The sequence below is a fragment of the Mesorhizobium sp. 01N446 genome, assembly GCF_056399285.1.
Genome location: NZ_JBFTRA010000002.1, coordinates 675,152 through 700,255, shown reverse-complemented (window position 1 = coordinate 700,255; position 25,104 = coordinate 675,152). Strand labels below are relative to the sequence as shown.

The 25,104-nt window shown below is 64.4% G+C and carries 25 protein-coding genes; 12 read left to right on the top strand and 13 right to left on the bottom strand.

Annotated elements, in window-relative coordinates; genetic code table 11:
- Positions 1-198: 198 nt before the first annotated feature.
- From AC1DPX_RS11660 to AC1DPX_RS11640, 5 genes are read left to right on the top strand one after another with little or no spacing between them, the layout of a single operon-like run.
- Positions 199-1,035, top strand: coding sequence for a metallophosphoesterase family protein (locus tag AC1DPX_RS11660; RefSeq protein ID WP_477236695.1), 837 nt, complete (start codon positions 199-201; stop codon positions 1,033-1,035).
- Positions 1,032-2,183, top strand: coding sequence for an ABC transporter ATP-binding protein (locus AC1DPX_RS11655; RefSeq protein ID WP_477236693.1), 1,152 nt, complete (start codon positions 1,032-1,034; stop codon positions 2,181-2,183). Before AC1DPX_RS11660 ends, AC1DPX_RS11655 begins: the two co-directional genes overlap by 4 nt.
- Positions 2,176-3,099: a carbohydrate ABC transporter permease gene (locus tag AC1DPX_RS11650; RefSeq protein ID WP_477236691.1), complete on the top strand. Its 924-nt coding sequence runs from the start codon at positions 2,176-2,178 to the stop codon at positions 3,097-3,099. The genes AC1DPX_RS11655 and AC1DPX_RS11650 overlap by 8 nt, the downstream gene beginning before the upstream one ends.
- On the top strand, positions 3,096-3,926 hold the full coding sequence (locus tag AC1DPX_RS11645) for a carbohydrate ABC transporter permease (RefSeq protein ID WP_477236689.1): 831 nt from the start codon (positions 3,096-3,098) through the stop codon (positions 3,924-3,926). Before AC1DPX_RS11650 ends, AC1DPX_RS11645 begins: the two co-directional genes overlap by 4 nt.
- Before the next feature lie 40 nt (positions 3,927-3,966).
- Complete coding sequence (locus AC1DPX_RS11640; RefSeq protein ID WP_477236687.1) at positions 3,967-5,232, top strand: ABC transporter substrate-binding protein; 1,266 nt, start codon at positions 3,967-3,969, stop codon at positions 5,230-5,232.
- A 55-nt stretch (positions 5,233-5,287) separates the two neighbouring features.
- Here AC1DPX_RS11640 and AC1DPX_RS11635 read toward each other — a convergent pair whose 3' ends face one another.
- The 11 genes from AC1DPX_RS11635 to AC1DPX_RS11585 all read right to left on the bottom strand — a co-directional run bounded on the left by AC1DPX_RS11635 (position 5,288) and on the right by AC1DPX_RS11585 (position 15,486).
- A complete protein-coding gene (locus AC1DPX_RS11635) occupies positions 5,288-6,175 on the bottom strand; it encodes an amidohydrolase family protein (RefSeq protein WP_477236685.1) in 888 nt (295 codons plus the stop codon).
- Positions 6,175-7,479: a vWA domain-containing protein gene (locus AC1DPX_RS11630; protein WP_477236683.1), complete on the bottom strand. Its 1,305-nt coding sequence runs from the start codon at positions 7,477-7,479 to the stop codon at positions 6,175-6,177. The genes AC1DPX_RS11635 and AC1DPX_RS11630 overlap by 1 nt, the downstream gene beginning before the upstream one ends.
- Positions 7,476-8,357: an AAA family ATPase gene (locus AC1DPX_RS11625; protein ID WP_477236681.1), complete on the bottom strand. Its 882-nt coding sequence runs from the start codon at positions 8,355-8,357 to the stop codon at positions 7,476-7,478. The genes AC1DPX_RS11630 and AC1DPX_RS11625 overlap by 4 nt, the downstream gene beginning before the upstream one ends.
- Before the next feature lies 1 nt (position 8,358).
- Positions 8,359-9,363 (bottom strand): xanthine dehydrogenase family protein molybdopterin-binding subunit, encoded by a 1,005-nt coding sequence (locus tag AC1DPX_RS11620; RefSeq protein WP_010910368.1) that lies wholly within the window; start codon positions 9,361-9,363, stop codon positions 8,359-8,361.
- Between the two features lies 1 nt (position 9,364).
- Entirely contained in the window at positions 9,365-10,732 is a 1,368-nt protein-coding gene (locus AC1DPX_RS11615) for a xanthine dehydrogenase family protein molybdopterin-binding subunit (protein WP_477236679.1), read from the bottom strand.
- 10 nt (positions 10,733-10,742) lie between these two features.
- Complete coding sequence (locus AC1DPX_RS11610) at positions 10,743-11,225, bottom strand: (2Fe-2S)-binding protein (RefSeq protein ID WP_477236677.1); 483 nt, start codon at positions 11,223-11,225, stop codon at positions 10,743-10,745.
- Positions 11,226-11,286: 61 nt separating this feature from the next.
- The gene (locus AC1DPX_RS11605) at positions 11,287-12,081 is read right to left on the bottom strand and encodes an FAD binding domain-containing protein (protein ID WP_477236675.1); all 795 of its coding nucleotides are present in this window, start codon (positions 12,079-12,081) and stop codon (positions 11,287-11,289) included.
- A gap of 21 nt (positions 12,082-12,102) precedes the next feature.
- Entirely contained in the window at positions 12,103-12,546 is a 444-nt protein-coding gene (locus AC1DPX_RS11600) for an SRPBCC family protein (protein WP_477236673.1), read from the bottom strand.
- Positions 12,547-12,653: 107 nt separating this feature from the next.
- The gene (locus AC1DPX_RS11595) at positions 12,654-13,481 is read right to left on the bottom strand and encodes a helix-turn-helix domain-containing protein (RefSeq protein WP_477236671.1); all 828 of its coding nucleotides are present in this window, start codon (positions 13,479-13,481) and stop codon (positions 12,654-12,656) included.
- Between the two features lie 207 nt (positions 13,482-13,688).
- Positions 13,689-14,687 carry an ABC transporter permease gene (locus tag AC1DPX_RS11590; protein WP_202358958.1) on the bottom strand — a complete coding sequence of 333 codons (999 nt, stop codon included), beginning with the start codon at positions 14,685-14,687 and terminating at the stop codon, positions 13,689-13,691.
- Positions 14,688-14,742: 55 nt separating this feature from the next.
- On the bottom strand, positions 14,743-15,486 hold the full coding sequence (locus AC1DPX_RS11585; RefSeq protein WP_407660541.1) for an ATP-binding cassette domain-containing protein: 744 nt from the start codon (positions 15,484-15,486) through the stop codon (positions 14,743-14,745).
- Between the two features lie 451 nt (positions 15,487-15,937).
- Between AC1DPX_RS11585 and AC1DPX_RS11580 the strand changes: the two genes are divergently transcribed.
- A complete protein-coding gene (locus AC1DPX_RS11580; RefSeq protein ID WP_477236669.1) occupies positions 15,938-16,927 on the top strand; it encodes a sugar-binding protein in 990 nt (329 codons plus the stop codon).
- A 181-nt stretch (positions 16,928-17,108) separates the two neighbouring features.
- On the top strand, positions 17,109-17,891 hold the full coding sequence (locus AC1DPX_RS11575) for a FadR/GntR family transcriptional regulator (protein ID WP_477236667.1): 783 nt from the start codon (positions 17,109-17,111) through the stop codon (positions 17,889-17,891).
- A gap of 25 nt (positions 17,892-17,916) precedes the next feature.
- Here AC1DPX_RS11575 and AC1DPX_RS11570 read toward each other — a convergent pair whose 3' ends face one another.
- Complete coding sequence (locus tag AC1DPX_RS11570) at positions 17,917-18,906, bottom strand: NAD(P)-dependent oxidoreductase (RefSeq protein ID WP_477236665.1); 990 nt, start codon at positions 18,904-18,906, stop codon at positions 17,917-17,919.
- Positions 18,907-18,974: 68 nt separating this feature from the next.
- On the opposite strand from AC1DPX_RS11570, the gene AC1DPX_RS11565 reads away from it, so the two are divergent.
- Together AC1DPX_RS11565 and AC1DPX_RS11560 are read left to right on the top strand one after the other, a co-directional pair.
- On the top strand, positions 18,975-19,871 hold the full coding sequence (locus tag AC1DPX_RS11565; protein ID WP_477236663.1) for an NAD-dependent epimerase/dehydratase family protein: 897 nt from the start codon (positions 18,975-18,977) through the stop codon (positions 19,869-19,871).
- A gap of 103 nt (positions 19,872-19,974) precedes the next feature.
- The gene (locus tag AC1DPX_RS11560) at positions 19,975-20,751 is read left to right on the top strand and encodes a FadR/GntR family transcriptional regulator (protein ID WP_477236661.1); all 777 of its coding nucleotides are present in this window, start codon (positions 19,975-19,977) and stop codon (positions 20,749-20,751) included.
- A 7-nt stretch (positions 20,752-20,758) separates the two neighbouring features.
- On the opposite strand, the gene AC1DPX_RS11555 is transcribed toward AC1DPX_RS11560, so the two are convergent.
- Entirely contained in the window at positions 20,759-21,049 is a 291-nt protein-coding gene (locus AC1DPX_RS11555; protein ID WP_477236659.1) for a DUF3175 domain-containing protein, read from the bottom strand.
- A gap of 178 nt (positions 21,050-21,227) precedes the next feature.
- Here AC1DPX_RS11555 and AC1DPX_RS11550 point away from each other — a divergent pair, with 178 nt between their 5' ends.
- The 3 genes from AC1DPX_RS11550 (at position 21,228) to AC1DPX_RS11540 (ending at position 25,053) form a co-directional block, all read left to right on the top strand.
- The gene (locus tag AC1DPX_RS11550) at positions 21,228-22,460 is read left to right on the top strand and encodes an MFS transporter (protein WP_477236657.1); all 1,233 of its coding nucleotides are present in this window, start codon (positions 21,228-21,230) and stop codon (positions 22,458-22,460) included.
- Between the two features lie 124 nt (positions 22,461-22,584).
- Positions 22,585-23,619 (top strand): HTH-type transcriptional regulator GntR, encoded by a 1,035-nt coding sequence (gntR, locus tag AC1DPX_RS11545; protein ID WP_477236656.1) that lies wholly within the window; start codon positions 22,585-22,587, stop codon positions 23,617-23,619.
- Between the two features lie 306 nt (positions 23,620-23,925).
- The gene (locus AC1DPX_RS11540) at positions 23,926-25,053 is read left to right on the top strand and encodes a sugar ABC transporter substrate-binding protein (protein ID WP_019859208.1); all 1,128 of its coding nucleotides are present in this window, start codon (positions 23,926-23,928) and stop codon (positions 25,051-25,053) included.
- Positions 25,054-25,104: the final 51 nt, after the last annotated feature.

The following is a 25,104-nucleotide window of genomic DNA, read 5'->3' as shown; positions in this document are numbered from 1 at the left end:
GTCGGTCGCGCGCCTTGGAGGTCGCGACCCGTCCTGCACGTTTGCGTGTTTTGCGTATTGGCGGCCGCCGCTGACACCCCCGCCGACGCTAGTCCACAGTTTGCCCAGCCGCTGTTAAGGAAGTGACATGGAACGGCACTAAGGAAGCCCCATGCGATGCCGCTCGCCTGGGGGCGCGGCTCGCATGGTGGAGCCGGCATGAGAATCGTTCAGATTACAGACACCCATTTCAGCCCGACCAAGGCGCATTTCAACGGCAATTGGCAGCCACTGGCCGCCTGGATCGCGCAGAGCGGCGCGGACCTTGTCATTCACACCGGCGACCTCAGCGTCGACGGTGCCGACAAGGATGACGACATCACCTTCTGCATGGATCTGATGCGGGAAATCTCCACGCCGATGCTGCTGGTGCCGGGCAATCACGATGTCGGCCATCTCCCAGGCTCCCTGCAGCCGGTCAGTGCCGCGCGCCTCGAGCGCTGGCGCCGGCTGGTTGGGCCGGACTACTGGATGGAGGACGCCGGTAGCTGGCGCTTCATCGGGCTCGACAGCCTGCTGATGGGTTTTGACGATGCCGAGGACGAGGCGCAGTTCGAATGGCTGCGCACCGGGCTGGAAAGCCGCGGCGGCCGGCGCGTCGCGCTCTTTGCCCACAAGCCGCTATTCGTCGACCAGCCCGGCGAGGGCGATACCGGCTACTGGAGCGTCAGGCCGGCGCAGCGCCAGCGCCTCTACGACCTGATCGCCGCCCACGATGTCGCGCTGTTCGCCAGCGGCCATTTGCACCGGGCATGGCAAGGCGAGTACCAAAACACATCGCTGGTCTGGGGGCCGTCGGCGGCTTTCGTGGTCGGCGAGATGGAGCGCGACATGCCGGGCGAGCGGCTGCTTGGCGCCGTCATCCACCAATTCAGCGATACCGTCGCCAGCGAGATCGTCGCCATCCCCGGCATGACCACCTACGTCCTCGACGATGTGGTGGCCGAGGTCTATCCGCACGAGGCGCACAAGGTTCGAAAGCGGGTCGCGTCATGAGCGCGCTGTCGCTTCGCGGCCTGAAGAAATCCTTCGGCGGCAATGCCATTCTGAATGGCGTCAGCCTCGATGTCGAAGCCGGCGAATTTATCGCGCTCGTCGGCCCTTCCGGATGCGGCAAGAGCACGTTGCTGCGCATCCTGGCCGGGCTCGACCATGCCGATAGCGGCGACATCTTCGTCGGCGGCAAGGACATGTCGCCGGTTGCCGCGGCCGACCGCAACATCGCCATGGTGTTCCAGTCCTACGCGCTCTACCCGCATCTGACGGCGGGACAGAACATCGCCGTGCCGCTCGCCATGAAGCGGCTCGGCCGGTCGCAGCGCCTGCCGCTGGTCGGCTCGCTGCTGCCTGGCCAGAAAGAAATCCGCACCGGCATTGCGCGCGATGTCCGCGAGATGGCGGGCCTGCTCAAGATCGACCATCTGCTCGACCGCAAGCCGGGGCAGATGTCGGGCGGCCAGCGCCAGCGCGTGGCGCTGGCGCGCGCCATGGTGCGCCAGCCCTCGATCTTCCTGATGGACGAGCCGCTTTCCAACCTCGATGCCAATCTGCGCGTCCATGCGCGCGGCGAGATCGTCGAACTGCATCGCCGCGCCGGCGTGCCGACGCTTTATGTGACGCACGACCAGGCCGAGGCGCTTTCGATGGCCGACCGCGTGGCGGTGATGATCGGCGGCAATCTGCTGCAACTCGCAGCACCCGAAATGATCTACAACGATCCCGCCCATATCGAGGTCGCGCGCTTCATCGGCCAGCCGAGGATCAACATCATCCCGGCGAAGGCCGAGAACGGCCGTGTCGAGTTCGAAGGCATGCGGCTGGCTTTGCTGGAGAAGGTGGCGAACGGACCGGTCAGCGTCGGCATCCGGCCTGAATTCGTCAAACTGTCCCCCAGCGGGCGCAGCGGCCTTGCCGGTCGGATCGAACGCCTCGAATTCCTCGGCTCGGAAGTGATTGCCCATTGCCGGCTCGACACCTCCGGCGACGGCGTCGTCGCCAAGCTGGCGCCGCAGGAGGCGAGGGACCTGATCGCCGGAATGAAGGTGGGGATCCTTCTGGCCCCCGAACAGGCGATGGTGTTCGGGCCTGAGGGAAAGCGGCTGCGCATCGCGGCGGGCGCGCGGCAGGAGCCGGCCTATGTCTAGCGTCGCGCTGGCGGGCAATATGCCGGGCGCCGCGGCACTGCGCGCACGCAGCGAGGACCGGACCGCCTGGCTGCTGGCAGCGCCGGCCATCGTGCTGTTGCTGCTGTTCGTGCTGTTGCCGGTGGCCGCCGTCATCTTTCTCGGCTTCACCGATTTCGAGCTCGGCTACGGCAAGTTCCGCTTCGTCGGCTTCGAGAATTACGCGCATCTCTTGAACGACCGCACCTTCCGCCGGTCGCTGTGGAACACCTCGGTCTACACGGCCATCGTCGCGCCGGTTTCGATCGTGCTTGGCCTCGGCGTTGCCCTGCTGATCGAAGGCGAGGGGCGGGCGCGCGGCTTTTTCCGCACCGTCTATTTCCTGCCCGTCGCATCGCTGATCGTCGCCATGGCCACCGTCTGGCAATACATCTTCCACCCGACGATCGGGCCGCTCAATGCGCTGCTTTCGCTCGCCGGCATTCCCGGCCCGAACTGGCTCGGCGCGTCGAACACCGTGCTCTACAGCCTGTCGATCATCGGCATCTGGCAGTCGGTCGGCTTCAACATGGTGCTGTTCCTGGCGGGGCTGACGGCGATCCCACGCGAGCTCTATGCCGCCGCCCATGTCGACGGCGCGCAATCGGCGCTCGACCGGTTTTTCCTGGTCACCTGGCCTATGCTCGGACCGACGACACTGTTCGTCGTCACCATCAGCGTCACCAATGCGGTGAAGGTTTTCGAGACGGTGAAAATGCTGACCGATGGCGGGCCCAACAAGGCCTCCGAAGTGCTGCTTTTCACCATCTACCAGGAGGGTTTCGTCTATCTGCGCGTCGGCTACGCCTCGGCGATGACGGTCGCCTTCCTGGCGATCCTGCTTGTGCTGATGCTTCTGCAATACCGCGTGCTCGACCGGCGGGTGCACTACACATGACAGGCATTCCGGCCGGCCGCATCATCCGCTTCGCGCTGCTTTCGCTCGGCGCGCTGATGATCCTTGCGCCCTACATCTTCATGATCTCGACGGCGGGCAAGACGCAGAGCGACATCTTCACCTCGTCGCTGGCGCTGATCCCGCAGCATTTCTACTTCGCCGAGAATTTCGCCAAGGCGTTTGCCAAGGTGCCGATGGCGACGCTGCTGTGGAACGGCGTCGTCGTCTGCGGCCTGATCTTCTTCTTCCAGGTCGTGGTGGCCATCCCTTGCGCCTACGCCATGGCCAAGCTGAAGTTCCGCGCCGCGCGGCTGATGATGGTGCTGGTCATGCTCGGCCTGCTGGTGCCGATCCATGCCACCGCGCTGCCGCTCTACGTCGCCTTCGACAGGATGTCGCTGTTGAACAGCTACACCTCGCTGGTCGCGCCCTTCACCATATCGGTGTTCGCGATCTTCATGTTCCTGCAGTTCTTCCGCGCCATGCCCGACGACCTGCTGCACGCCGCGCGGCTCGACGGCATGTCCGAACTCGGCATCGTGGCGCGCGTCATAGTCCCCAATGCGTGGCCGGCGGTCACCGCCTTCGCGATCTTTTCCGTTGTCGCGCACTGGAACGACCTCTACTGGCCGCTGATCGTCGTCAGCAAGCAGGCCTACGCCACGCCGCCGCTCGGCCTGATGTATTTCCGCGCCGCCGAGGCCGGCGACGACTATGGCGCGCTGATGGCCGCCACGCTGATCATAACCCTTCCTCTCGTCGCCGCCTTCCTGCTCGCGCAGAAGCGCTTCGTCGAGGGCATCACCATGACCGGTCTCAAAGGCTGATTTGCCAACAACTGACTGGGCCAACAAGGAGAAACCAGCAATGAAGCATATTTCCAGGATTTTCGCCGCGGCGGCGGTGTCGCTGGCGGCGGCCCTTCCGGCCTACGCCGAGACGACGCTGACGGTTCACTACCCGATGCCTGGCTTTTTCAAGAACGTGATGGACACGATCTCGAAGAAGTTCATGGAGGAAAACCCCGATATCAAGATCCAGTTCGCCAGCCCGTCGGCGACCTATGAGGAAGGCATCCAGACCATTCTTCGCCAGGCCGGCACCGACGAGATGCCCGACATCACCTTCATCGGCCTCAACCGCCTGCGCATGCTCAATGAGCGCGACGTCGCCGTCGATCTCGGCCCGCTGGTCAAGAAGGAAGGCAATATGGCGGAGCTCGGCTTCTCCGACACGATCCTGAAGCTGGCGCAGGTCAACGGCAAGCAGGTTGGGCTTGCCTTCGCCACCTCCAACCCGATCATGTATTACAACGCCGACCTGGTGAAGGCGGCCGGCGGCGATCCGGACAATCCGCCCAAGACGTGGGACGAGGTGATCGCGCTCGGCGGCAAGATCAAGGCGCTCGGCAACGGCGTCGACGGCATCGACTTCCGCTGGCAGGGCGATGACTGGATGTTCTCGGCGCTGCTGTTCGGCGCCGGCGGCAAGATGCTGAACGAGGACGAAAGCAAGGTCGCCTTCAACGGTCCGGAAGGCGAAAAGGCGGTGGAGATCCTGCAGCGGATGGTGAAGGAGGGCGGCATGCCGGTCTTCACCAAGCCCGCGGGCGAGCAGGCCTTCGCGGCCGGCAAGGTCGGCTTCGAATTCCAGACCACCGGCGCGCTGGTCAACACGATCAAGAATGTCGGCGACAAGTTCACGCTGCGCACCGCCAAGATCCCGCTGATCGATCCGGTCAACGGCCATCTGCCGACGGGCGGCAATGCCGTGGTCATCCTGACCAAGGACGCGGCCAAGCAGGAGGCTGCCTGGAAGTTCGCTAAATTCGCCGCCGGCCCCTATGGCGCTTCCGTCGTCGTGCCGGGCACTGGCTATGTCCCCAACAATGAACTCGCGGCGAAGTCATCAGATTATCTCGGCGATTTCTACAAGAAGAACCCGCTCTTCCAGGCTGGGCTCAGCCAGATGCCGCTGATGGTTCCGTGGTATGCCTTCCCGGGCACCAATGGTGTGAAGGTGACGCAGACGATCGTCGACAATCTGTCGCGCATCGTCGACCAGTCGGCGACACCGAAGGAAGCGCTCAATGACGCGGCCAGCGACGTCGAAGGCATGCTGCCGACGCAGTAAGGGCTTTTTATCGCGGGTCTTCCCTTCTCCCACAAGGGGAGAAGGGAAGAGAGCGCTACACCGGCCGATAAACCTTCTCCGCCGTGTTCCAGAAAATATCGGCCTCGGCTTCCGCACCATGCCTGCCCACCGCGTCGCGGTGCGCCTTGATCAGTTCGGCGTGGTTGGTCCAGAGTTTCTCGATCGGGAAGTTCGAGCCGAACATCAGATGGTCCGACCCTAGAATATCGATTGCGTTGTCGACGATATACGCAATCAGCGCCGGGTCGTTGCGGTGGGCGAAAGTGCCGAGACCGGACAGCTTGGCATAGAGATTGGGCGCGGCGGACAGCGTGCGCAGGCCAGCCTTCCAGGCCTCGGTGGTTTCCTGATCCAAGCCGGTCAGCATGCCGGCATGAGTGAGAATGAAGTTGATCCCGGGATTTTCGCCAACCAGCGTCAGCCCGTCCTTCATCTGGGCGGGAAAGAGCTGCAGGTCGAAGGACAGGCCATAGTCCTTCAGCCGCGCCACGTTGGCGCGCACTCTGGGGTCGATGACCTGATCGGCCGAGGCGGCGAAGCGGAAGGCCGGGGTTTCGTGCCAGTGCAGTTGCATCCGCACACCGCGCAGCAGCGAATATTTTTTCAGCCGGTCGATCTGGGGCCTTATGTCGTCGACCGTCATATCGGTATAGCCGACGATGGCGTGCGGCCAGCCGGTCTCGTCAGCGGTCTTCTGCAGGAAGGTGACTTCCTTCTCGAAATCCTCCTTCGCCCAGTTGGTCTGGACATAGACGGCCTTCTCGACGCCTGATCCTTTCTGGTCCTCGAGGAATTCGCCGATCGGATAGTCGCGGCGGATCGGCTCGTAGGGACCGAAGATGCGCGGCACCATCGGCCCGACCAGCCAGGGCTGGTCCTGTTGGCGCCAGATGTGGAAATGCGCGTCGATGGCTTTCTGCATCACGATACCCTTTTCCAGATTGTCGATGCCGCAGGGGCAGGGCGGGCGAGCGACAGGATGAAATCGGTGAGGCTGTCCAGCGACGAGCCGTCGATGAGGTCGTCGAGGTCAGGCAGGATGGCGCGCAGCGCCGCCGTGGCCGGTCGAAAGCGCGGATCGCCGGCCAAGGGCGTGGCCAGCGACAGCCGGAAAGCGCGGGCACTCAGCCTTCGTATCGCGGTCTCCAGCTCGGCATGATCGCCGCGCTCGAGCGCATCCGAGAGGATCACCACCGCCGCACCACGCGCGAAGGACGAAAAGCGCGGCACCGAGAGGAAAGCGAGCAGCGTCGGTCCCATGCGGGTGCCGCCGTCCCAGTCGTCGACCTGGGCCGCCGCGCGGGCCAGCGCCTGATCGCGGTCGCGGATGCGCAAGGCAGCGGTAATGCGCGTCAGCCGAGTGCCGAAGGTGAATATCTCGGCACGGTCCGCGCCTTGCACCACCGCATGCGCCAGCTTGAGGTAGTCCGCCGTGTGCAGCTTCATCGAGCCGGAGACGTCGATCAAGAGCAGCAGCTTGCGCGGCACGGTCTGGCGGCGGCGCAGCAGCGGCGAGGGGACATCGCCATCGGCGCTGACGATTTCGCGCAGCGAGCGGCGCAGATCGAGCTTGCCGCGCGAAGGAGTGCGCACGGTGCGGAAGGAGCGGCGGGCGGGAAGAGCCGAAGCGAGCTTGCGGCGGAAAGCGGCCAGCCTGTCGTCGTCGCGCTGGAAATCGCGTGTGCTCAGCTGTTCCAGGGCGGACGACAGTTCGCCGCCTTCCTGGGTGTGCACGGCTTCGATCCGTTCGTCGTCGGCGCCGCCATCGTCCTTGATGCGGGTTTCTTCGTCCGCTTCGCCTTCGATCACGGCTGAAGTGTTGCCGTAGAAATGGCTCTGGAAATGCGCCTCGAATTCGTCGCGGCGGTCGGGCTGCGGCGCCAGGGTGGCGAGGGCGGCCTCGTGGATGTCGGCCATCGAGCGTGGTCCGAGCAGTGTGACCGCCTGCATGAAGCTGGAGACTTGCTCGGGCGCGACGGGGAAAGCGTGGCGGCGCAGCAGGCGGGCAAAGCCAAGGAAGGGCGCGGCGGCGCGGGGGAACTTCTCCTCGCCCCGTTTACGGGGGTCCGAAGGACGGGTCGAGACAGGCGGCTCGACCCCTGATGCCGGCAGGCAGGTGAGGGGCGGCGCCACCTTCTGCCCACCATGGCGCTGCCCCTCATCCGCCCCTTCGGGGCACCTTCTCCCCGTAAACGGGGAGAAGGGGTTGTCGAGGTCCCGGCTCACGCCAGCGCCTCCTCGACAATCCGACCAAGCTCCGGCGCGATATAGGAGAGGTCTTCCTCGTCCTTGATCAGCACGCCGATGGCGCGGCGGAAGGCTTCGGGCCACGGGCTGCCGCCTTTTTCCAGAATGGTGGCGGCATTGGCCCATTCGACCGCTTCGGCGATGCCCGGCGGCTTGGCGAGCGGCCGGGCGCGGATGGTGTGCACGGCTGCCGCCACGGCGCGTGCGGTGCCTTCAGCGACATCGCCGGCGCGCAGCATGATGATGGCGGCCTCGCGCTCGGCGTCGGGATAGCCGATCCAGTGGTAGACGCAGCGGCGGCGCAGCGCTTCGGCGAGTTCGCGGGTGCGGTTCGAGGTCAGGATGACAATCGGCTGGGCGGCGGCACGGATCGTGCCGCGCTCGGGGATGCTGATCTGGAAATCGGAGAGGAATTCGAGCAGCAGCGCTTCGAATTCATGGTCGGAACGGTCGATTTCGTCGACCAGCAGCACGCGTTGCTCCGGCGCCTTCAGCACCTGCAGGAGCGGGCGGGCGATCAAAAAACGGTCGTCGTAGATGTCGATCTCATGCTCGCCGGCATGGCGGATGGCGAGCAGTTGGCGTTGATAATTCCATTCGTAGAGCGCGTGCGCGGCATCGATGCCCTCATAGCATTGCAGCCGCACCAGATCGCGGCCGAGTAGATCGGCGACAGCCTTCGCGGCCTCGGTCTTGCCGACACCCGGCGCGCCCTCGAGCAGCAACGGCTTGCCCAGCCGGATCGCCAGGAAGATGGCGGTCGCCAGGCTGTCGTCGGCCAGATAGCGCGAGGCGGCGAGGTGCTGCGCCACCGCCTCCGGCGAGGTCGCGACAGTCTCGGCTTTCACCTCGGGCATGTCAGTTCGCCGCTTGCGCCTTGAGCGCGCGCAGGATGCGCTCCGGCGTGATCGGCAGCGTGTCGATGCGTACGCCGACGGCGTCGAAGACGGCGTTGGCGACCGCCGGGATCTGCGGGTTGGCGCACATTTCGCCCGGCCCCTTGGCGCCGTAGGGACCATCCGCCGAAGGACGCTCCAGCACGATGATCTCGGTTTGCGCGAGATCGCCGGGGCCCGGCATCAGATATTGGTTGAAGTCGGTGCCGCCATGGTCGCGGTTGGGGTAGTAGGGCTCGGTGGTTTCGTAGAGCGCGTGGCTGATGCCCATCCAGGAGCCGCCGACCAGCTGCTGCTCGACCATTTTCGGGTTCAGCGCGCGGCCGATCTCGAAGACGTTCTTGACCGTCAGCACGGTGACTTCGCCGGTTTCGTCATCGACCTCGACTTCGGCCACGGTGCAGGCGTGCGCGTAGCAGGTCGAGGGCTTCATCGCGCCGGTCTCCTTCTCCGGATAGGAGCGCGGGATCAGGAACATGCCGCGTCCCGATATCGACCGGCCGCGTTTGAAATGCGCCGACAAAGCGACATCGAAGATCGAGATCGACTTTTGCGGCGCACCCTTGACCAGAATGTTGCCCTGGCCGTCGGTCTCGAGATCGGAGGCGTTGACCTCCAATTCCTCGGCCGCCACTTCCAGCATCACCTGGCGGGCTTCCCGGGCGGCCTGGATGACGGCGTTGCCGGCGCGGTGGGTGCCGCGCGAGGCGAAGGTGCCCATGCAGTGCGGGCCGGTATCGGTGTCGGCGGTGTCGACGACGACGCGGTCGGTGGGCACGCCGATGGTCTCGGCGCAGATCTGCGCCATGATCTGCTTCATGCCCTGGCCGAGATCGACGGATGACAGCGTCACCATGAAATTGCCGGTCGGCGTCGAATGCACCAGCGCCTGGGTCGGGTCGCCGCCGAGGTTCATGCCGGTGGGATAGTTGATCGCGGCCACGCCGCGTCCACGCCGGATCGCCATATCAGGCTCCCTTCCTGTAGGAGGACATCGCCATGAATTTCTCCGCCACCGGCCAGTTGGCGGCGCGCGAGGCTTCCTGCATGCATTCGATGAGTGCTGCCCCTTCCGTCGGCTGGCGATGCGCCTTCATGTCGCCGTCGCGATAGGCGTTGATGAAGCGGAATTCGAGCGGGTCCATGCCGATCAGCCGCGCCAGCTTGTCCATCTGCACCTCCAGCGCGAAGTCGCCGATGGTGACGCCAAAGCCGCGCATGGCCGAGGACGGCGTGCGGTTGGTGTAGACGCAATAGGTGTCGATCCAGACATTCGGGATGGTGTAGGGGCCGGGATAATGCCCGGCGCCCTTCTGCGCGCCATAGGGCGAGTGGCGCGAATAGGCGCCGGCATCGGTGTAGCCGGTGACCTTGCGCGCGACGATGCGGCCGTCCTTCATGACGCCGTCCTTGATGATGACCTTTTCGGCGGCGCGGGGCGAGGAGATCTGCATCTCCTCCTCGCGGCTGTAGATAAAACAGACCGGTCGTCCTGTTAGCTTGGCGCCAAGGATGGCGATCGGCTCGACGATGACGTCGACCTTGCCGCCAAAGCCGCCACCGACCGTGCCGCCGACGAAATGCAGCTTCGAGCCCGGCATCTGCAGGATGATCGAGGTGTTGTCGAGGGTGAAGAACATCGCCTGCGTGTTGGTGTAGCAGGTGAAGCGGTCATTGCCTTCGGGCGCCACCACGCAGCCGGTGGTCTCGGTCGGCGCATGCTCGATCGGCGAGGACTGGTAGCTTTGTTCGAGGATGTGATCGGCGCCGGCAAAGCCCGCCTCGACATCGCCGAAGCGTACCTTGCGGCAATCGCCGCTGTCATAGAGATAGTAATTCTGGCCGTGATATTCGTTGACCAAAGGCGCGCCGGGCTTCAGCGCTTCCTCCATGTCGAAGACGGCCGGCAGAACCTCATAGTCGACCTTGACCTTGGCGGCGGCCTCCTGCGCGGCGCGCTCGGTCTCGGCCAGCACCGCCACCACCGCCTCCCCCTTCCAGCGCACCTTCCCGTCGGCCAGCACCGTCTCGTCCTCGGGGCCGATCTGGATGAGGATCAGGATGGTGTAGACATTGTGCGGTACGTCCTTGGCGGTCAGCACCTTGACGACACCAGGATGTTTTTCAGCCTGGGATGTGTCGATCGAGCGGATGCGGGCGTGGTGGTGCGGGCTGCGCACCATCTTCAGGTGCAGCATGCCGGGAAAGTTGCGGTCGGCGAAAAAGGCGGTCTTGCCGGTGACGTGGCCGGGCGAATCCGAGCGCGGCCTGGGCTGGCCGATTTCGTGCAGATCGTCCTTGCGAACATCGGCGAAGTAATTCTTGCGCAGTTCCATCGTAGCTCCCTCAGGCCGCGTTCTGCGAATTGGCGCGGGCCGCGGTGAGCACCGCCTGGATGATCGGCTCGTAGCCCGTGCAGCGGCAGATATTGCCCGACAGCGCCTCCACCACCTCGTCGCGGCTGGGATCGGGCGTGTGGTCGAGCAGCACCTTGGCGGCCATGATCATGCCCGGCGTGCAGAAGCCGCATTGCGTGGCGAAGGTGTCGAGGAAGGCGCGCTGCAGCGGATGCAGGACGCCGCCTTCGGCGAGGCCGGATGTCGTGGTGATGGCCGCGCCATTGCAGGTCTCGGCCAAGGTCAGGCAAGACAGCCTGAGTTCGCCGTCGACGATGACCGAGCAGGCGCCGCACGTGCCCTGGTGGCAACCGCCTTTCGGCGAGGTGTCGCCGATCTTGTCGCGCAGCGCGTTGAGCAGCGTCGTACCGCTGTCGATGAATTCGGCTTTCTCGGAGCCGTTGAGCGTGAATTGAACCGGGACCTTCGCCATGTTTCCTCCTTGCGCGCCTGCCCGACGGATCGGGCAGACGCGCGCCCCCCAACGGGTGATTTCAGCTCAGCAGCAGCCGGCCGAGATGGACCGGCAGGACTTCAGCGCGGTACCAGGCGCTGGCGATCGGATCGGTGATGGGCGCGATGCCTTCGGTGACGGCGGCCAATGCCGCCGCGATGCCGTCCCGGTCGAGCGACTTGCCCAGCAGCGCCTTTTCCGCCGCCTTGGCCCGCACGGGGCGGTCGGCCATGCAGCCAAGCGCGATCCGCGCCGAAGACACGGTGCCATCGGCAACCCGCTCCAGAACGGCAGCGATGCTCAGCACCGAGACGCCCTTGGGCTTGACCCGCGACACTTTCAGGAAACGGAAACTATCGTCCTTCGGCAGCGTGAAGCTGACTGCTGTGACGATGGCACGGCTGCCGTCCCGCTTGGCCAGGAAGATCTCGATCGGCAATTCGCCATCCTCGGTGCCGACCGTGGCGTCGAGCGCCAGCAAGGCCACGGCGAAATCGCCATAGGGCGCCGGCGCGAACAGATTGCCGCCGATCGTCGCCATGTTGCGGATCGCCGGACCGCCGACGGCGCGCGCGGCCTTGGCAAGCGCACCGAGGTCGGGATGACGGGCGATCGCCGCCATGGTCACCGAAGCGCCGATGCGGACCTTGCCCCCGGCAATCGCGATGGCCGACAGCGCCGGGTCGGTCGACCTGACAAGGCCGGAGACCGAAACATCGCCTTCATTGGCCGCGCGGATGACCAGTGTACCGCCGCCGAGATAGCGGGTGCCGGCCGTCTGCAGCGCCGCATTGGCGTCCTTCACGGTCGGGAATGTCTGGAGGGCAAGCGCCATGGAATGCTCCTGAAGCCCGATTCAGCTCTGGCCGGTAAAATGGCTCTTCAGGGCGTTGAAACCGCCCTGAAACACGTTGGCGCCCATGCCGGCGGCAATCTTGTCGGCTTCCTCTGGTGCCGCATCGAAGCTGGCGGTCCATTCGGCATAGGTGCGGTCGCCATCGGTGACGCGGCGCAATTGCAGCGTCGCCTTGTGGTTGGTGAGCGGCTGTGGCGTTTCCAGGATGGAGTAGCTGACGAGAAAATTCTCATCGGAGAAGTCGAGCAGCTTTTCACGGATGCGGGCGCCGCTGGCGAGCTCGAAATTGCGCACGCAGCCGAGCGTGCCGGCATCCTTGCCGTCCTCGATATGGCTCTCGACCATGCGCGGATGCCAGCCGGGCAGGCCGTTGAAGTCGCGTATGCGCGCCCAGACCTTTTCGACCGGCGCGTCGATGACGCTGGAGATGGTGACTTTTGCCATAGGACGTTCCCTTGCGAATGCGACAGTCGGGCAAGGGTAGGGCGGTGGCTCGAGCGACGCTTATCAATGCGTCTTGCGCGCGTATCAAGGAGTCTGAAAAAGCGGGCTCAGGCGGTTGCGCGCGCGGCCTCGCGATAGAGTGTCGGCGGCACGCCGACATGGTCGCGGAAGAAGCGCGAGAAATTGCCTTGCGTGGTGAAGCCGAGATTGCAGGCGACCGAGATCAGAGGCTCCTGCGACCACTGCAGCTGCCGCACCGCTTCCTCCATGCGCAGCGTGTTCCAGTAGACATTGGGCGTCAGATTGGTCTGTTCCTTGAACAAGGCGAAGAAATGCGGCCGCGACAAGCCCACACTGCGCGCCACGTCATCGAAGGAGATGCGTTCGCAGACATTGGCCTTCATCAGCTGGATGGCCTTGCGGACGCGGAAATCCTGCATGGTGTTGATGCGCGCACGCGCCTCCTGCGGCGCAGAGGCGTCGGCGGCATCGAGCACCGAATCGATAAAGCGCTCTATCTCGTAATTGGCGACATCGTCGACGCTTTCATTGTCGGTCAGATGGTCGAGCAGGCTGGCGGCGGCCTGGTGCAGCCAGGGCTCCAGCGTGATAGCGGCCTGGGCAAACAGCGGTGCGGAAGGGGGCAGGTCGCGGCGCCGGCGCGCCCAGTCGGGGTCGATGTAGAAGGCGAGAAACAGACCGGGCGTCCCGTTTTGCGACAGCACATGGCTGTGCGGCTGGAAGGAATTGATGCCGGCGGCGGTGCATGGTCCGAGCCGCACCGTCTCGCGGCCGATGGTCATCTCTCCGGCGGTGCCTTCGAGCCAGATGATGAGATGCGCCTCGACATGGGCATGGGTGACGAAGTCGCTTGCGACATTCAGGACAGAAACATGTCCGAACCGGCCCCAGTAGAGCCTGATCGCGTCCGTCATGGGTATATCCTCCCGCAGACGACTGGCCTCCCTTCGCCTGCCCGGAGATTGTGCTGCCGGTTGCCGGTTTCCGTCAAGACATAGGCTGTTGGCGGGGATCGGTGGCGGCTCGCTCCGGCTGATTTTCAGACTGAGCGATAGGAGTGAAACGAATAACGCCTGGCACTTTCCTTCTCCCGCCAGGGGAGAAGGAAAGACGCCTCAACTTCAGTCGCTGCGCCGGAAATTGCGGATGCGGTCGAACAGCACCGCAAGCAGGATGGCGCCGCCGATGAAGGTGCCTTGCCAGAAGGCATTGATGCCGAGCAGGCCAAGGCTGTTGCGGATCACCTCGATCAGGGCCGCGCCGACAATGGCGCCGAAGGCGGTGCCGACGCCGCCGGCCAGGTTGGCGCCGCCGATGACGGTGGCGGCGATCACCTGCAGTTCCATGCCGGTGCCGAGATTGGTGGTGACGGCGCCGAGCCATCCGGTCTGGATGATGCCGGCAATGCCCGCCGACAGCGCCGATATCATGTAGACGGCGACCTTGATCTGCTTCACCGGGACGCCGGTCAGCGTTGCCGCGTGCTCGTTGCCGCCAATGGCGAAGATGTGCCGGCCGAACTTGGTCCAGCGCAGGACGAAGCCGGTGATCAACGCCAGCAGGATCATGTAGAGCACCGGATTGGCGATGCCGAACACCCAGGCGCCGCCGCCGAGCGCCAGCAGCTTGTCGTGGTCGGGCCCGAACTGGAAGACGACGGTGTTGTTGGAGGCGACCATGGCCAGGCTGCGGGCAATCGACAGCATGCCGAGCGTCACCACGAAAGGTGGAAAGCCGAGATAGGCGGTCAGGATGCCGTTGAAGGCGCCGATGGCAAGCGCTGTGGCGATCGAGGCCAGGATGCCGATTTCGATCGAATAGCCGGCATGCATCGTGACGGCCAGCACCATCGACGAAAGGCACAGAACCGAGCCGACCGAAAGGTCGATGCCGCCGGTGATGATGACGAAGGTCATGCCGAGCGCGACGATGGCGACGAAGGTGATGTTGCGGGTGATGTTGTAGAGGTTCTTCGACGTCGCGAAGGCGTCGGTGGCGAACGACAGGAAGATGCAGGCAAGGATGACGGCGATGACCACCCAGAAGGTCTGGGCGGACAATAGCCGCGACAGGAAACTGTGCTGCTTCTGTGCGATCGTCTGGTCAAGGGTGACTGCCATTATCGACCTTTCCTGCCGGCTGCGATACGCGCCAGCCTGGTGAAATTAGCCGCGCTTACGAGACCTGCTCGATGGCGCCGGTGATGAGCCCGGTGACTTCCTCGGGCGAGCTCGATGCGATTGCCTTGTCGGCGACCTTGCGTCCGCGCCGCATGACGATGACGCGGTCGGCGACGTCGAACACGTCGGGCATGCGGTGGCTGATCAGCACCACCGCGATGCCCTGGTCGCGCAGATGGCGGATCAGGTTGAGCACCTCGGCGACCTGCCTGACCGAGATCGCCGCCGTCGGTTCGTCCATCAGCACGATCTTGGCCTGCGACAGCATGGTGCGGGCGATCGCCACCGCCTGGCGCTGGCCGCCCGACATCTGCTTGACGAGATCGCGCGGGCGGGTCTCGGATTTCAATTCGGCAAAGAGCTGGCCGGCGCGCTTGTACATGGCGGCATAGTCGAGGATGCGGAATGGGCCGATGCCGCGCCGCAGCTCGCGGCCGAGATAGACATTGGCGGCGGCCGTCAGATTGTTGCAGAGCGCAAGATCCTGGTGGACGATCTCGATGCCGTGCTGGCGAGCTTCCGCCGGCTTGTTCAGGATCAATTCCTTGCCGTCCATGCGCATGGTGCCATGGCTGGCGTGGAAATTGCCGGCGATCATCTTGACCAGCGTCGACTTGCCCGCGCCATTGTCGCCCATCAGGCCGACGACCTGGCCGGGTTCGATCGACAGCGACACGTCGTTGACCGCCTGAATGGCGCCGAAATGCTTCGAGATATTGGTGAGTTCGAGAACTGCCACCAGCCTATAGCCTCCCCATGCCTTGCTGCCGCCTGTTCCAGGTCGCAGCGCCTATATCGTGCTCCCCATTCCTCCCGGAAGCAACGTTGACCGGCATTTACGCGAATGCCCGCGCGGGCGTCAATTGTCGGATCGACAAGAAATAGGGTATTTGTCAGACGAATAGTGACATACGGTTCCGAAAAATCCGTTTTGTAGGACAAATAGCAATTGACGTTGGCGCCGCGCCGTTATTAGTTGATGGTCGGAGAAAGATTTCCGGTCCCAGGCTATTCTTGCGGCGGGACCGGTGGGAGGTTATCGGCCGTTCCGGCGCGTTGCCGGTCCGGCCGCATCTGAAAATGCTTATCGGCTTTGCCTGCCGGCACGAGCGTTGGCTCTGCCATCTCGCATTCAAGCCGATTTGTGTGGCGGGCACGCCGTGTCCGTCTGTTTCCAAGGGAGGACTGACATGAGGAAAACAGTATTGCTCGCCGCCGTCGCCGCCATGGCGCTGGGCGCCGGGCCGGCTTTGGCCAAGAAGCAGCTCGTCATCGTGGTGAAAGGTCTCGACAATCCATTCTTCGAAGCCATCCATCAGGGCTGCGAGAAATGGAACAAGGAGAACGCCAGCTCGGAATATGAATGCTTCTACACCGGTCCGGCGTCGACTTCCGACGAGGCCGGCGAGGCACAGATCGTCCAGGATATGCTGAGCAAGCCCGACACGGTGGCGATGGCGATTTCGCCGTCCAACGCGCCGCTGATCGCGCAGACGATCAAGAGCGCCAATCCGACGATCCCGATCATGACCGTCGACGCCGACCTTGCCAAGGAAGACGCAGCCCTTCGCAAGACCTATCTCGGCACCGACAACTATCTGATGGGCAAGAAGATCGGCGAGTACATCAAGAAGGGCAAGCCGAATGGCGGCACGATCTGCACGATCGAAGGCAACCCGGCGGCCGACAACATCCTGCGCCGCGCGCAAGGCATGCGTGACGCCCTGTCGGGCAAGGAAGGCCTAGCGGCACTTGCGGGCGAGGGCGGATGGACGGAAGTCGCCGGCTGCCCGGTGTTCACCAATGACGACGGCGCCAAGGGCGTTCAGGCGATGACCGACATCCTCGCCGCCAATCCCAAGCTCGACGCCTTCGGCATCATGGGCGGCTGGCCGCTGTTCGGCGCGCCGCAGCCCTATCGCGATCTGTTCGGGCCGCTCAAGGACCGGATAGCTAGCAACGACTTCGTCATCGGTGCCGCCGACACGATCGGCGACGAGGTGGCGATCGCCCGCGACGGCCTCGTCACTGCGCTGGTCGGCCAGCGGCCCTTTGAAATGGGCTACAAGGCGCCGTCGGTGATGATCGACTTGATCGAGGGCAAGAAGGTCGACGATCCGGTTTTCACCGGCCTCGACGAATGCACCAAGGATACGGTCGACACCTGCATCCAGAAATAGTCTTTCGAACCGGGGCGCTCGGCAACGGGCGCCCCGTCAAATCCTGAGCGAGACGCCGTGGCAAGGGGCAACAGGCTCCGGCTTTGACGCGTCCGTGGTTTGGATCTTTCGGTGACGGGATCGGCGCGCCACAGGGTTCGGAGCATCTCCGGGCGACAGGCAGCTGCCTATTGGAACGTGGATGCCCCAGGACAAGGCAAAGAAGCAAGCCAGCCGGGCCAAGGCGCAAGCCAGCCGCGATCCAGCGGTCGTGCGCAGGGCGGATGCGGCGCACTTTCCCGGATCCAGCGTTCATGCCTCGCTAGCCAGCGAGATTGGTCTGCGGATCGTGCGCGGCGACTATCCGCCCGGCAGCATCCTGCCCAACGAGGCCAAATGGGCCGAGACATTCAATGTCAGCCGCTCGGCGGTGCGCGAGGCGATCAAGATGCTGATGGCCAAGAGCCTTTTGGCATCACGCCCCAAGATCGGCAGCTGGGTCGAGCCGAAGGAGCGCTGGAACCTGCTCGACCGCGACGTGCTCGCCTGGTACGCGACCGCACCCGACCGCGAAGCCTTCCTGCGCACCGTGCAGGAGTTCCGCCACATCATCGAACCGGAAGCATCCGCCTTTGCCGCCATGCGGCGCAGCGATGAGCAGATGGCCGAGATCAGCCTGGCCTGCCGCGAGATGGGGGAGGCCGCGAACCTGCCGGAACGCATCCGCGCCGACACACGCTTTCACCTCGCCATCCTGCGGGCCTCGGGCAACGACCTTCTGGTGCCGCTCGGCGTGCTGATCGAGTCCGCACTCGACCATCTCTTCGTCTTCACGACACGCCAGGTCGGCGATCAGAACCGGGCACAGAAGCTGCACGAGGCGATCGAGAAGAACATCCGCCTGCAACGGCCGGCGGCGGCGCGCAGCGCCGTGCACAAGCTGCTCGCCGACACCGATGAGGGGATCGGAAGCCGGCGGCGCTAAGCTATCCGGCCGTCAGAGCAATTCGTTAAATCGTCTGCTTCTTGCCATCCTTGGTCGGCATCAGGTCGACGCCGTTGACCTTGCCGATATGCGTTGCCAGCATCGGCACGAACTGCTCGGCCGGGCCGGTGGCATGGGCTCCGGCGAAGGAATTCTTGGTGGCGTTGCCGAGCGGGTTGGCGATGCCGGCCGCACCGGCCATCGATTCCAGATAGGTCAGGTCCTTGAAGGCGTTGGCGATGGTGAATTTGTGGGCGTCGCGGTCGCCCTCCAGCGTCCAGCGCATGAAGGTCTGGTAGAAGCCGCAATCCATGCGGCCGTTGCGGATGACGCTGTCGAAGCGCGGCGGCGAGATGCCGACCTTCTGCGCCAGGGCCAGCGCCTCGGAATAGATGGCGGCGTAGCCCAGCGAGATGAAATTGTTGAGCAGCTTCATGCGGTGGCCGTCGCCGGTGTCGCCGATATGGACGATGCGGCCGGCCCAGGTTTCGATCACCGGCTTTACCCTGGCAAAGACGGCGTCGGGGGCGCCGACCATGGCGTCGAGCGTGCCTTCCCAGGCTTCCTTCGGCGTGCGGCTCAGCGGCGCGTCGACATAGTCGATGCCCAGCGCCTTGAGTTCGGCCGCAAGCGCCACGGTCGAGACCGGATCGGAGGTCGAACAATCGACGACGACCGAGCCTTTCTTCAAGCCCTCCTTGAGGCCGCCGGGGCCACGGATGATGGCTTCCACTTCGCGCGACCCGGTGACGCAGATGAAGACGATGTCGGACGCCGCCGCGACATCGCGCGAGGTCGACGCCTCCTTGGCGCCGCGGCTAGCCAAGTCCTCCGCGGGTTTGCGGTTCTTGCGGCCAAGGAATGTCAGGGGATAGCCCTTGTCGACGATGTTCTTGGCAATGCCGTGCCCCATCAGGCCAAGGCCGATGAAGCCGATCGTCTCGCGTGCGGCGGAGGTGTTCATGTCGTCTGTCCTATCCCAGATTATCGATAATTGCGCCGCTGTTTTAGCCATATGCGGTTGCAGAAAGCAATATTGTCTGACAATAGACGGCAATTCCAGAGTCTGTGATGGAGACAAGAATGACGAAGCGGATCATGTTCACCGGCGGCAGCGGCAAGGCTGGGCGTCATGTCGTGCAATATCTTGTCGAACAGGGCTGCCAGGTGCTCAACATCGACACCAAGCCGCTCGACAATCCCAAGGTGCGCACGCTGATCACCGACATCACCGACAGCGGGCAGGTGTTCAACGCGCTGTCGAGCTATATGGGCCTGCACGAATTCGACCCCTCGCTGCGCCCGCAGCCGGTGGATGCGGTGGTGCATTTCGCCGCCATTCCGCGCATCATGATCACGCCCGACAATGAAGTGTTCCGCATCAACGCGATGGGCACCTACAATGTCATCGAGGCCGCGGTGAAGCTCGGCATCCGCAAGGTGATCGTCGCCTCCTCGGAGACGACCTACGGCCTGGTGTTCGCCAACGAGCCGCGCGACCCCAAATATTTCCCGCTCGACGAGGCGTATGACGTCGACCCGATGGACAGCTATGCGCTCTCCAAGATCGTCAACGAGAACACCGCGCGGGCCTTTGCGCAGCGCAACGGCACCGACATCTACGCGCTTCGCATCGGCAATGTCATCGAGCCGCATGAGTATTCGCTGTTCCCGAAATGGTTCGCCGATCCGGGTTTCCGCAAGCGCATCGCCTGGAGTTATGTCGACGCGCGCGATCTCGGCCAGATCACGCTGCGCGCCATCGAGAAGGACGGTCTCGGCTACCAGGTGTTCAACGCCGCCAATGACGACACCTCGTCCGACCTGCCAACGTCCGAGCTCCTGAAGCGATTCTATCCCAACGTGCCGGTCAAGGCCGAACTCGGCGAGTACGAGACGCTGCTGTCGAACCGCAAGGCGCGCGACATGCTCGGCTTCCGCCCGGAGCATAGCTGGCGCAAATACGTCAAAACCGCCTGAGCAAGCAGGCAAAACGGGGTTGGGCTGTGCATAGCGGCGCGCTTTGCGGCCCAACCGCCCGGCGGTGCTTGACAGCTTCCGCAAACCGGCCTTTCTGAAGTCTATGCGGGACGCAAAGCCGAACAAGGAAAAGCCGCCGAAAAAGCCGGCATCCGCCGAACGCCCCTCCGGTGTTCGCCGGCCCGACGCGGCGCGCATTCCCGGCGCCAGCGTACACACGTCGCTGGCCAGCGAAATTGGGCTCAGGATCGTGCGGGGCGACTATCCGCCCGGCACCATATTGCCCAATGAGGCCAAGTGGTCGGAGACCTTCAGCGTCAGCCGCTCGGCGGTGCGCGAGGCGATCAAGATGCTGATGGCCAAGAGCCTGTTGGCGTCACGCCCCAAGATCGGCAGCTGGGTCGAGCCCAAGGAGCGCTGGAACCTGCTCGACCGCGACGTGCTAGCCTGGTACGCGACGTCGCCCGACCGCGAGGTGTTCCTGAAGACGGTGCAGGAGTTCCGCCACATCATCGAGCCGGAAGCGACCGCCTTCGCCGCCATGCGGCGGACCGACGAGCAGATGGCCGAGATCAGCCAGGCCTGCCGCGAGATGGGGGAAGCGGCCAGCCTGCAGGAACGCACGCGCGCGGACACACGCTTCCACCTGGCCATCCTGCGGGCTTCCGGCAACGATCTTCTGGTGCCGCTCGGCGTGCTGATCGAATCCGCGTTCGACCATCTCTTCACTTTCACCACGCGGGCGGTCGACGATCTCAATCACGTACAGAAGCTGCATGAGGCGATCGAGAAGAACATCCGGCTGCAACGGCCGGACGCGGCGCGCGCCGCGGTGCGAAAACTGCTCGCCAACACCGACCACGTGATCAAGTCGCGCTAGGCCGGAGTTAATCTTCCTTCTCGCGGCCGAAGGCCACGCGCAGTTCGTCCTTGGCGCGCTCGAGCACTTGTCTGCGCGCGGTGGGCAGGTTCTTGCCGGCGCGGTTGATATAGAAATTCAGCATCGACATGGCGGACTGAAAGGGTTCGGCCTTGCGGCGATGGCTTTGTTCGGCCGACCGCTTGAGCGAGGCGGCGATCTTCCTGGCATCGTCGGATTCGAAGATGTGATCCTCGAGATCCATGGCGTCGCTATGCTCGGTCACCTCGGCCGACCATTTTTGCCTGGCAGCGGTCATGGCTGGCACTCCTTTCCGGTTTGATGGTCGGGAAACTCCAAAGAGTGGCGTCGGTTCCCGCCTTCCTGTCTGCTCTGGAGCCACGGATTTGCCCGCTCTGGCGCTGCTGTGCGCTCAGAATGCGCCGATAGTGGCGCAAACTGCAGCCGTTTTCAGAGACCGCCGACAGGAAACGCCTTTGACCCGAACCGATTTGAGCCGGACCAGCCCCGGCATCGACAGCTCCTACGCCTGGATGCGCCTGGCCATTTCGATGGTGCTCGCGACCATCGGCGCGGTCGGCATGTGGGCGGTCGTCGTGGTGCTGCCCGCCGTGCAGGCCGAGTTCGGCGTCGACCGCGCCGCGGCATCCATGCCCTACACCGCGACCATGGTGGGCTTTGCCGCCGGCAATGTGCTGGTCGGCCGCGCCATCGACCGCATGGGCTATTGGGTCCCGGCGCTGATTTCTTCCGTGGCGCTCTCGGCCGGCCTGCTGCTTGCCGCGCTTTCGACCTCGATCCTGCAGTTCACCCTTGCTCAGGGGGTGCTGATCGGTGTCGGCACGTCGGTGATCTTCGGGCCGCTGATCGCCGACATCTCCCACTGGTTCAACCGCCGGCGCGGCGTTGCCGTCACCGCGGCGGCTGCCGGCAACTATCTCGCCGGCGCGCTCTGGCCGACCATCATGCCGACGCTGATCAAGGCGGAAGGCTGGCGGTTCACCTATGCGGCCATCGGTATCTTCTGCCTGGTCACCATGGTGCCGCTGGTGCTGATGCTGCGGCGCGGGGCTCCGGAAGCCGCGGCCGCCGGTTCGCCGGGAAGCCGGCCGGTGCAGCCGATTCCCATGTCGCCGGCGGCGTTGCAGGGGCTGCTGGTCGTCGCCGGCCTCGGCTGCTGCGTGGCGATGTCGATGCCGCAGGTGCATATCGTCGCCTATTGCATGGATCTCGGCTACGGCATGGCGCATGGCGCCGACATGCTGTCGATCATGATGGCGGCGGGTGTCGTCAGCCGGCTTGCCTCCGGCTTTCTCGCCGATCGCATAGGCGGCGTGAAGACGCTGCTGATCGGCTCGGTGCTGCAATGCCTGTCGCTGCTGTTCTACATCCCGTTCGACGGGCTCGCCTCGCTCTATGTCGTGTCGCTGGTGTTCGGCCTGTCGCAAGGCGGCATCGTGCCTTGCTATGCGATCATCGTGCGCGAATACCTGCCGGCCAAGGAGGCCGGCCAGCGGATCGGCATCGTCATCATGGCGACGATTTTCGGCATGGCGATCGGCGGCTGGATGTCCGGCTGGATCTACGATCTGACCGGGTCCTACGCCGTGGCCTTCCTCAATGGCATCGCCTGGAATTTGCTGAACATAATGGCGATCGGGCTGTTCATGTGGAAGGCAGCAAGGGGCAGGGCCGTCATGGCGGCCTGAGGCACTCCGGCTTGACAATGAGCAATGGCTGCGCGACCCGAGTCGGCCAAGGGTTGCGGCAACAGGCCGGTGAAATGGCGATGATCGTATTGCGGGCGCGCTTTGGCGGCCATCTGCGCGGGCGATGGCCTTGATCAAGCCGCGCTCGCGCCGGGGCGGCGGCCGCCCGACCATAGCGGATGTCGCGCGCAAGGCCGGCGTCGGCGCCATCACCGTGTCGCGCGCCTTGCGCGAGCCGGAGCGCGTCTCGGAAGAATTGCGCCGCCAGATCCAGGCCGCCGTCGACGAGCTCGGCTATGTACCGGACCCCAATGCGCGGGCGCTGGCCTCGGCGCGTGCCGAGGTGTTCGGCGTGCTGGTTCCGTCGCTTACCAACAACGTCTTTGCCGAAGTGGTGCGCGGCATCTATGACAGCCTGTCGGACAGTCCGTTCCGCATCCAGCTCGGCAACACGCACTATTCCGGCCTCGAGGAGGAGCGGCTCTTGCAGCTGTTCGGCTCGCAACGGCCGGCAGCGCTGATCGTGGCCGGCATCGACCAGACGCCAACCGCGCGAAAACTGCTGGAGAATGCCGGCTGCCCGGTGGTGCAGGTGATGGAGATCGGGCCCGATCCCGTCGACATGATGGTCGGATTCTCGCATCTCGACGGCGGCAGGACGGCGACTGAGCACCTGATCGAGATGGGGTATCGCCGCATCGGCTTCATCGGCGCGCGCATGGACCCGCGCTCGCAGCGGCGTCTGGCGGGTTATCGCGCTGCCATGGAAAAAGCCGGCCTATTCGATCCGCGCCTGGTCACCACGACGCCGCTGCTGTCCAGCGTGCCGCTTGGCCGCGAATTGTTCCGCGACGCCCTGGCCAAGATGCCGACGCTCGACGGCGTGTTCTGCAACAATGACGACATCGCGCTCGGCGTGCTGTTCGAGTGCCATCGGGCCGCGATAGACGTGCCGAAGACGATCGGCATTGTCGGTTTCAACGACCTCGACATGATGCAGGTGGCGTTTCCCTCGATCACCAGCATCCGCACCTACCGCTACGAAATCGGCAGGCGCGCCGTCGCCATGGCGCTGGCGGCGATCGCCGGCGACCGGCCGCAGCAGCGGATCGTCGATCTCGGCTTCGAGCTCAAGCGCCGCGAGAGCACAGCCCGCTGAACGCGCTTTTAAGAACGCGCTCAAATGGCGCTTTACACAACGCTATGGTAGCGCTACCATTTTCGAGAATGAGCCTCGCCTCCGAAGCAGTGAACTTGTTTATTATACATAAGCAACAGCTCATGCTTGTTTATTATGTATAATATGATAGTTTTTCTTCGGTCGATGGGGACGGCAAGGGGAGGGGGCGCGAAGGTCGTTGGCACCTGGCAAGCGTGACTGGACAAGGCGGGAGGGCCTGCCGGAAACGCGGGAATTGCATGAAACTGAACCAACAAATCAGAACTGCAATCGGGAGGATTATCGATGATCAAGTCACTCGTCGGTGGCATCGTTGCCGCCAGTGCATTCGTTATGCTGAGCTCGTCGGCGATTGCCGCGGGTCCCGAAATCGTCAAAGGCCCGGCCGCCGAGCCCGACTGTTTCGCGCCCTGGGCCGCTGACACGCAATTCTTCAAGTTCCCCAAGAAGGCCGGGCCGTATCGCATCGCGCTCGCCAACGGCTATATCGCCAATACGTGGCGCATCCAGATGGTGCAGACCGCGAAGGCCTATGCGGCGCAGAAGGACGTCGCCGCCAAGCTGAAGGAATTCAAGGTCGTCTCGACCGGCGAAGATGTGCCGGCGCAGATTTCGGCGATCAACAACTTCATCGACTCCGGTTATGACGCGATCGTCGTCAACGCGCAGAACCCGACCGCATTCGGGCCGGTGATCAAGCGCGCCAAGGAAGCCGGCGTCGTGCTGGTTGCCTTCGACAACATTCTCGACACCAAGGACGCCATCAACGTCAATGTCGACCAGAAAGGTCTTGGCGAGCTGTGGGGCAAATGGCTGGTCTCGCATGTGCCGAACGGCGGCAAGGTGCTCGAGGTGCGCGGCGTTGCCGGGACGTCGGTCGACACCGACCGCCACAACGGCATCCACGAGGTTCTCGATGCCTCGGGCAAGAAATGGGCCGTCACCGAGGTCGTCGGCAAGTGGGATGACGGCGTTGCGCAGAAGGCTTCGGCCGACGCCATCGCCACCAACGGCCCCTTCGACGGCGTCACCGGACAGGGCGGCGACACYGGCATCGTGCAGGCGATGATCGATGCCAAGCATCCCTTCGTGCCGTTCGGCGGCGAGACCGAAAACGGCTTCCGCAAGTTCTGCGCGGCTCACGCAGCCGACGGGCTGAAATGCTCGTCGGCCGGTACCGGCCCGGCGCAGGTGGCGGTTGCCATCAAGACTGCGATCGCGGCGCTTGAAGGCAATGTCGTCCCGCAGTCGGTGAAGCTGCCGCTGGCGATCGTCGAGGATCCGAACTTCAAGGCCGGTCAGGATTTCTTCCCCGACCAGTCAGACAATTTCTTCGTCGGCAATTCCTTCCCGACCTGCGGCATCAACTTCACCGCGCAGGAAATCATGGGGCAGACCAAGGCGGACCAGTAGGCTGCACTCCCGGCGCCGTGGGATGTCTCACGGCGCCGGTCACTTGATACG

Bases quoted from the DNA above. Each gene is read 5' to 3' on its own strand.
- AC1DPX_RS11590 (WP_202358958.1), bottom strand. From the start codon at position 14,687: ATGGCAGTCACCCTTGACCAGACGATCGCACAGAAGCAGCACAGTTTC.
- AC1DPX_RS11620 (WP_010910368.1), bottom strand. From the start codon at position 9,363: ATGGCGATCCGGCGTGGACGCGGCGTGGCCGCGATCAACTATCCCACC.
- AC1DPX_RS11560 (WP_477236661.1), top strand. From the start codon at position 19,975: ATGCGGGACGCAAAGCCGAACAAGGAAAAGCCGCCGAAAAAGCCGGCA.
- AC1DPX_RS11610 (WP_477236677.1), bottom strand. From the start codon at position 11,225: ATGGCGAAGGTCCCGGTTCAATTCACGCTCAACGGCTCCGAGAAAGCC.
- AC1DPX_RS11645 (WP_477236689.1), top strand. From the start codon at position 3,096: ATGACAGGCATTCCGGCCGGCCGCATCATCCGCTTCGCGCTGCTTTCG.
- AC1DPX_RS11595 (WP_477236671.1), bottom strand. From the start codon at position 13,481: ATGACGGACGCGATCAGGCTCTACTGGGGCCGGTTCGGACATGTTTCT.
- AC1DPX_RS11555 (WP_477236659.1), bottom strand. From the start codon at position 21,049: ATGACCGCTGCCAGGCAAAAATGGTCGGCCGAGGTGACCGAGCATAGC.
- AC1DPX_RS11625 (WP_477236681.1), bottom strand. From the start codon at position 8,357: ATGCCCGAGGTGAAAGCCGAGACTGTCGCGACCTCGCCGGAGGCGGTG.
- AC1DPX_RS11570 (WP_477236665.1), bottom strand. From the start codon at position 18,906: ATGGCTAAAACAGCGGCGCAATTATCGATAATCTGGGATAGGACAGAC.
- AC1DPX_RS11600 (WP_477236673.1), bottom strand. From the start codon at position 12,546: ATGGCAAAAGTCACCATCTCCAGCGTCATCGACGCGCCGGTCGAAAAG.
- AC1DPX_RS11575 (WP_477236667.1), top strand. From the start codon at position 17,109: ATGCCCCAGGACAAGGCAAAGAAGCAAGCCAGCCGGGCCAAGGCGCAA.
- gntR (WP_477236656.1), top strand. From the start codon at position 22,585: ATGGCCTTGATCAAGCCGCGCTCGCGCCGGGGCGGCGGCCGCCCGACC.
- AC1DPX_RS11615 (WP_477236679.1), bottom strand. From the start codon at position 10,732: ATGGAACTGCGCAAGAATTACTTCGCCGATGTTCGCAAGGACGATCTG.
- AC1DPX_RS11635 (WP_477236685.1), bottom strand. From the start codon at position 6,175: ATGCAGAAAGCCATCGACGCGCATTTCCACATCTGGCGCCAACAGGAC.
- AC1DPX_RS11565 (WP_477236663.1), top strand. From the start codon at position 18,975: ATGACGAAGCGGATCATGTTCACCGGCGGCAGCGGCAAGGCTGGGCGT.
- AC1DPX_RS11655 (WP_477236693.1), top strand. From the start codon at position 1,032: ATGAGCGCGCTGTCGCTTCGCGGCCTGAAGAAATCCTTCGGCGGCAAT.
- AC1DPX_RS11605 (WP_477236675.1), bottom strand. From the start codon at position 12,081: ATGGCGCTTGCCCTCCAGACATTCCCGACCGTGAAGGACGCCAATGCG.
- AC1DPX_RS11660 (WP_477236695.1), top strand. From the start codon at position 199: ATGAGAATCGTTCAGATTACAGACACCCATTTCAGCCCGACCAAGGCG.
- AC1DPX_RS11640 (WP_477236687.1), top strand. From the start codon at position 3,967: ATGAAGCATATTTCCAGGATTTTCGCCGCGGCGGCGGTGTCGCTGGCG.
- AC1DPX_RS11580 (WP_477236669.1), top strand. From the start codon at position 15,938: ATGAGGAAAACAGTATTGCTCGCCGCCGTCGCCGCCATGGCGCTGGGC.
- AC1DPX_RS11650 (WP_477236691.1), top strand. From the start codon at position 2,176: ATGTCTAGCGTCGCGCTGGCGGGCAATATGCCGGGCGCCGCGGCACTG.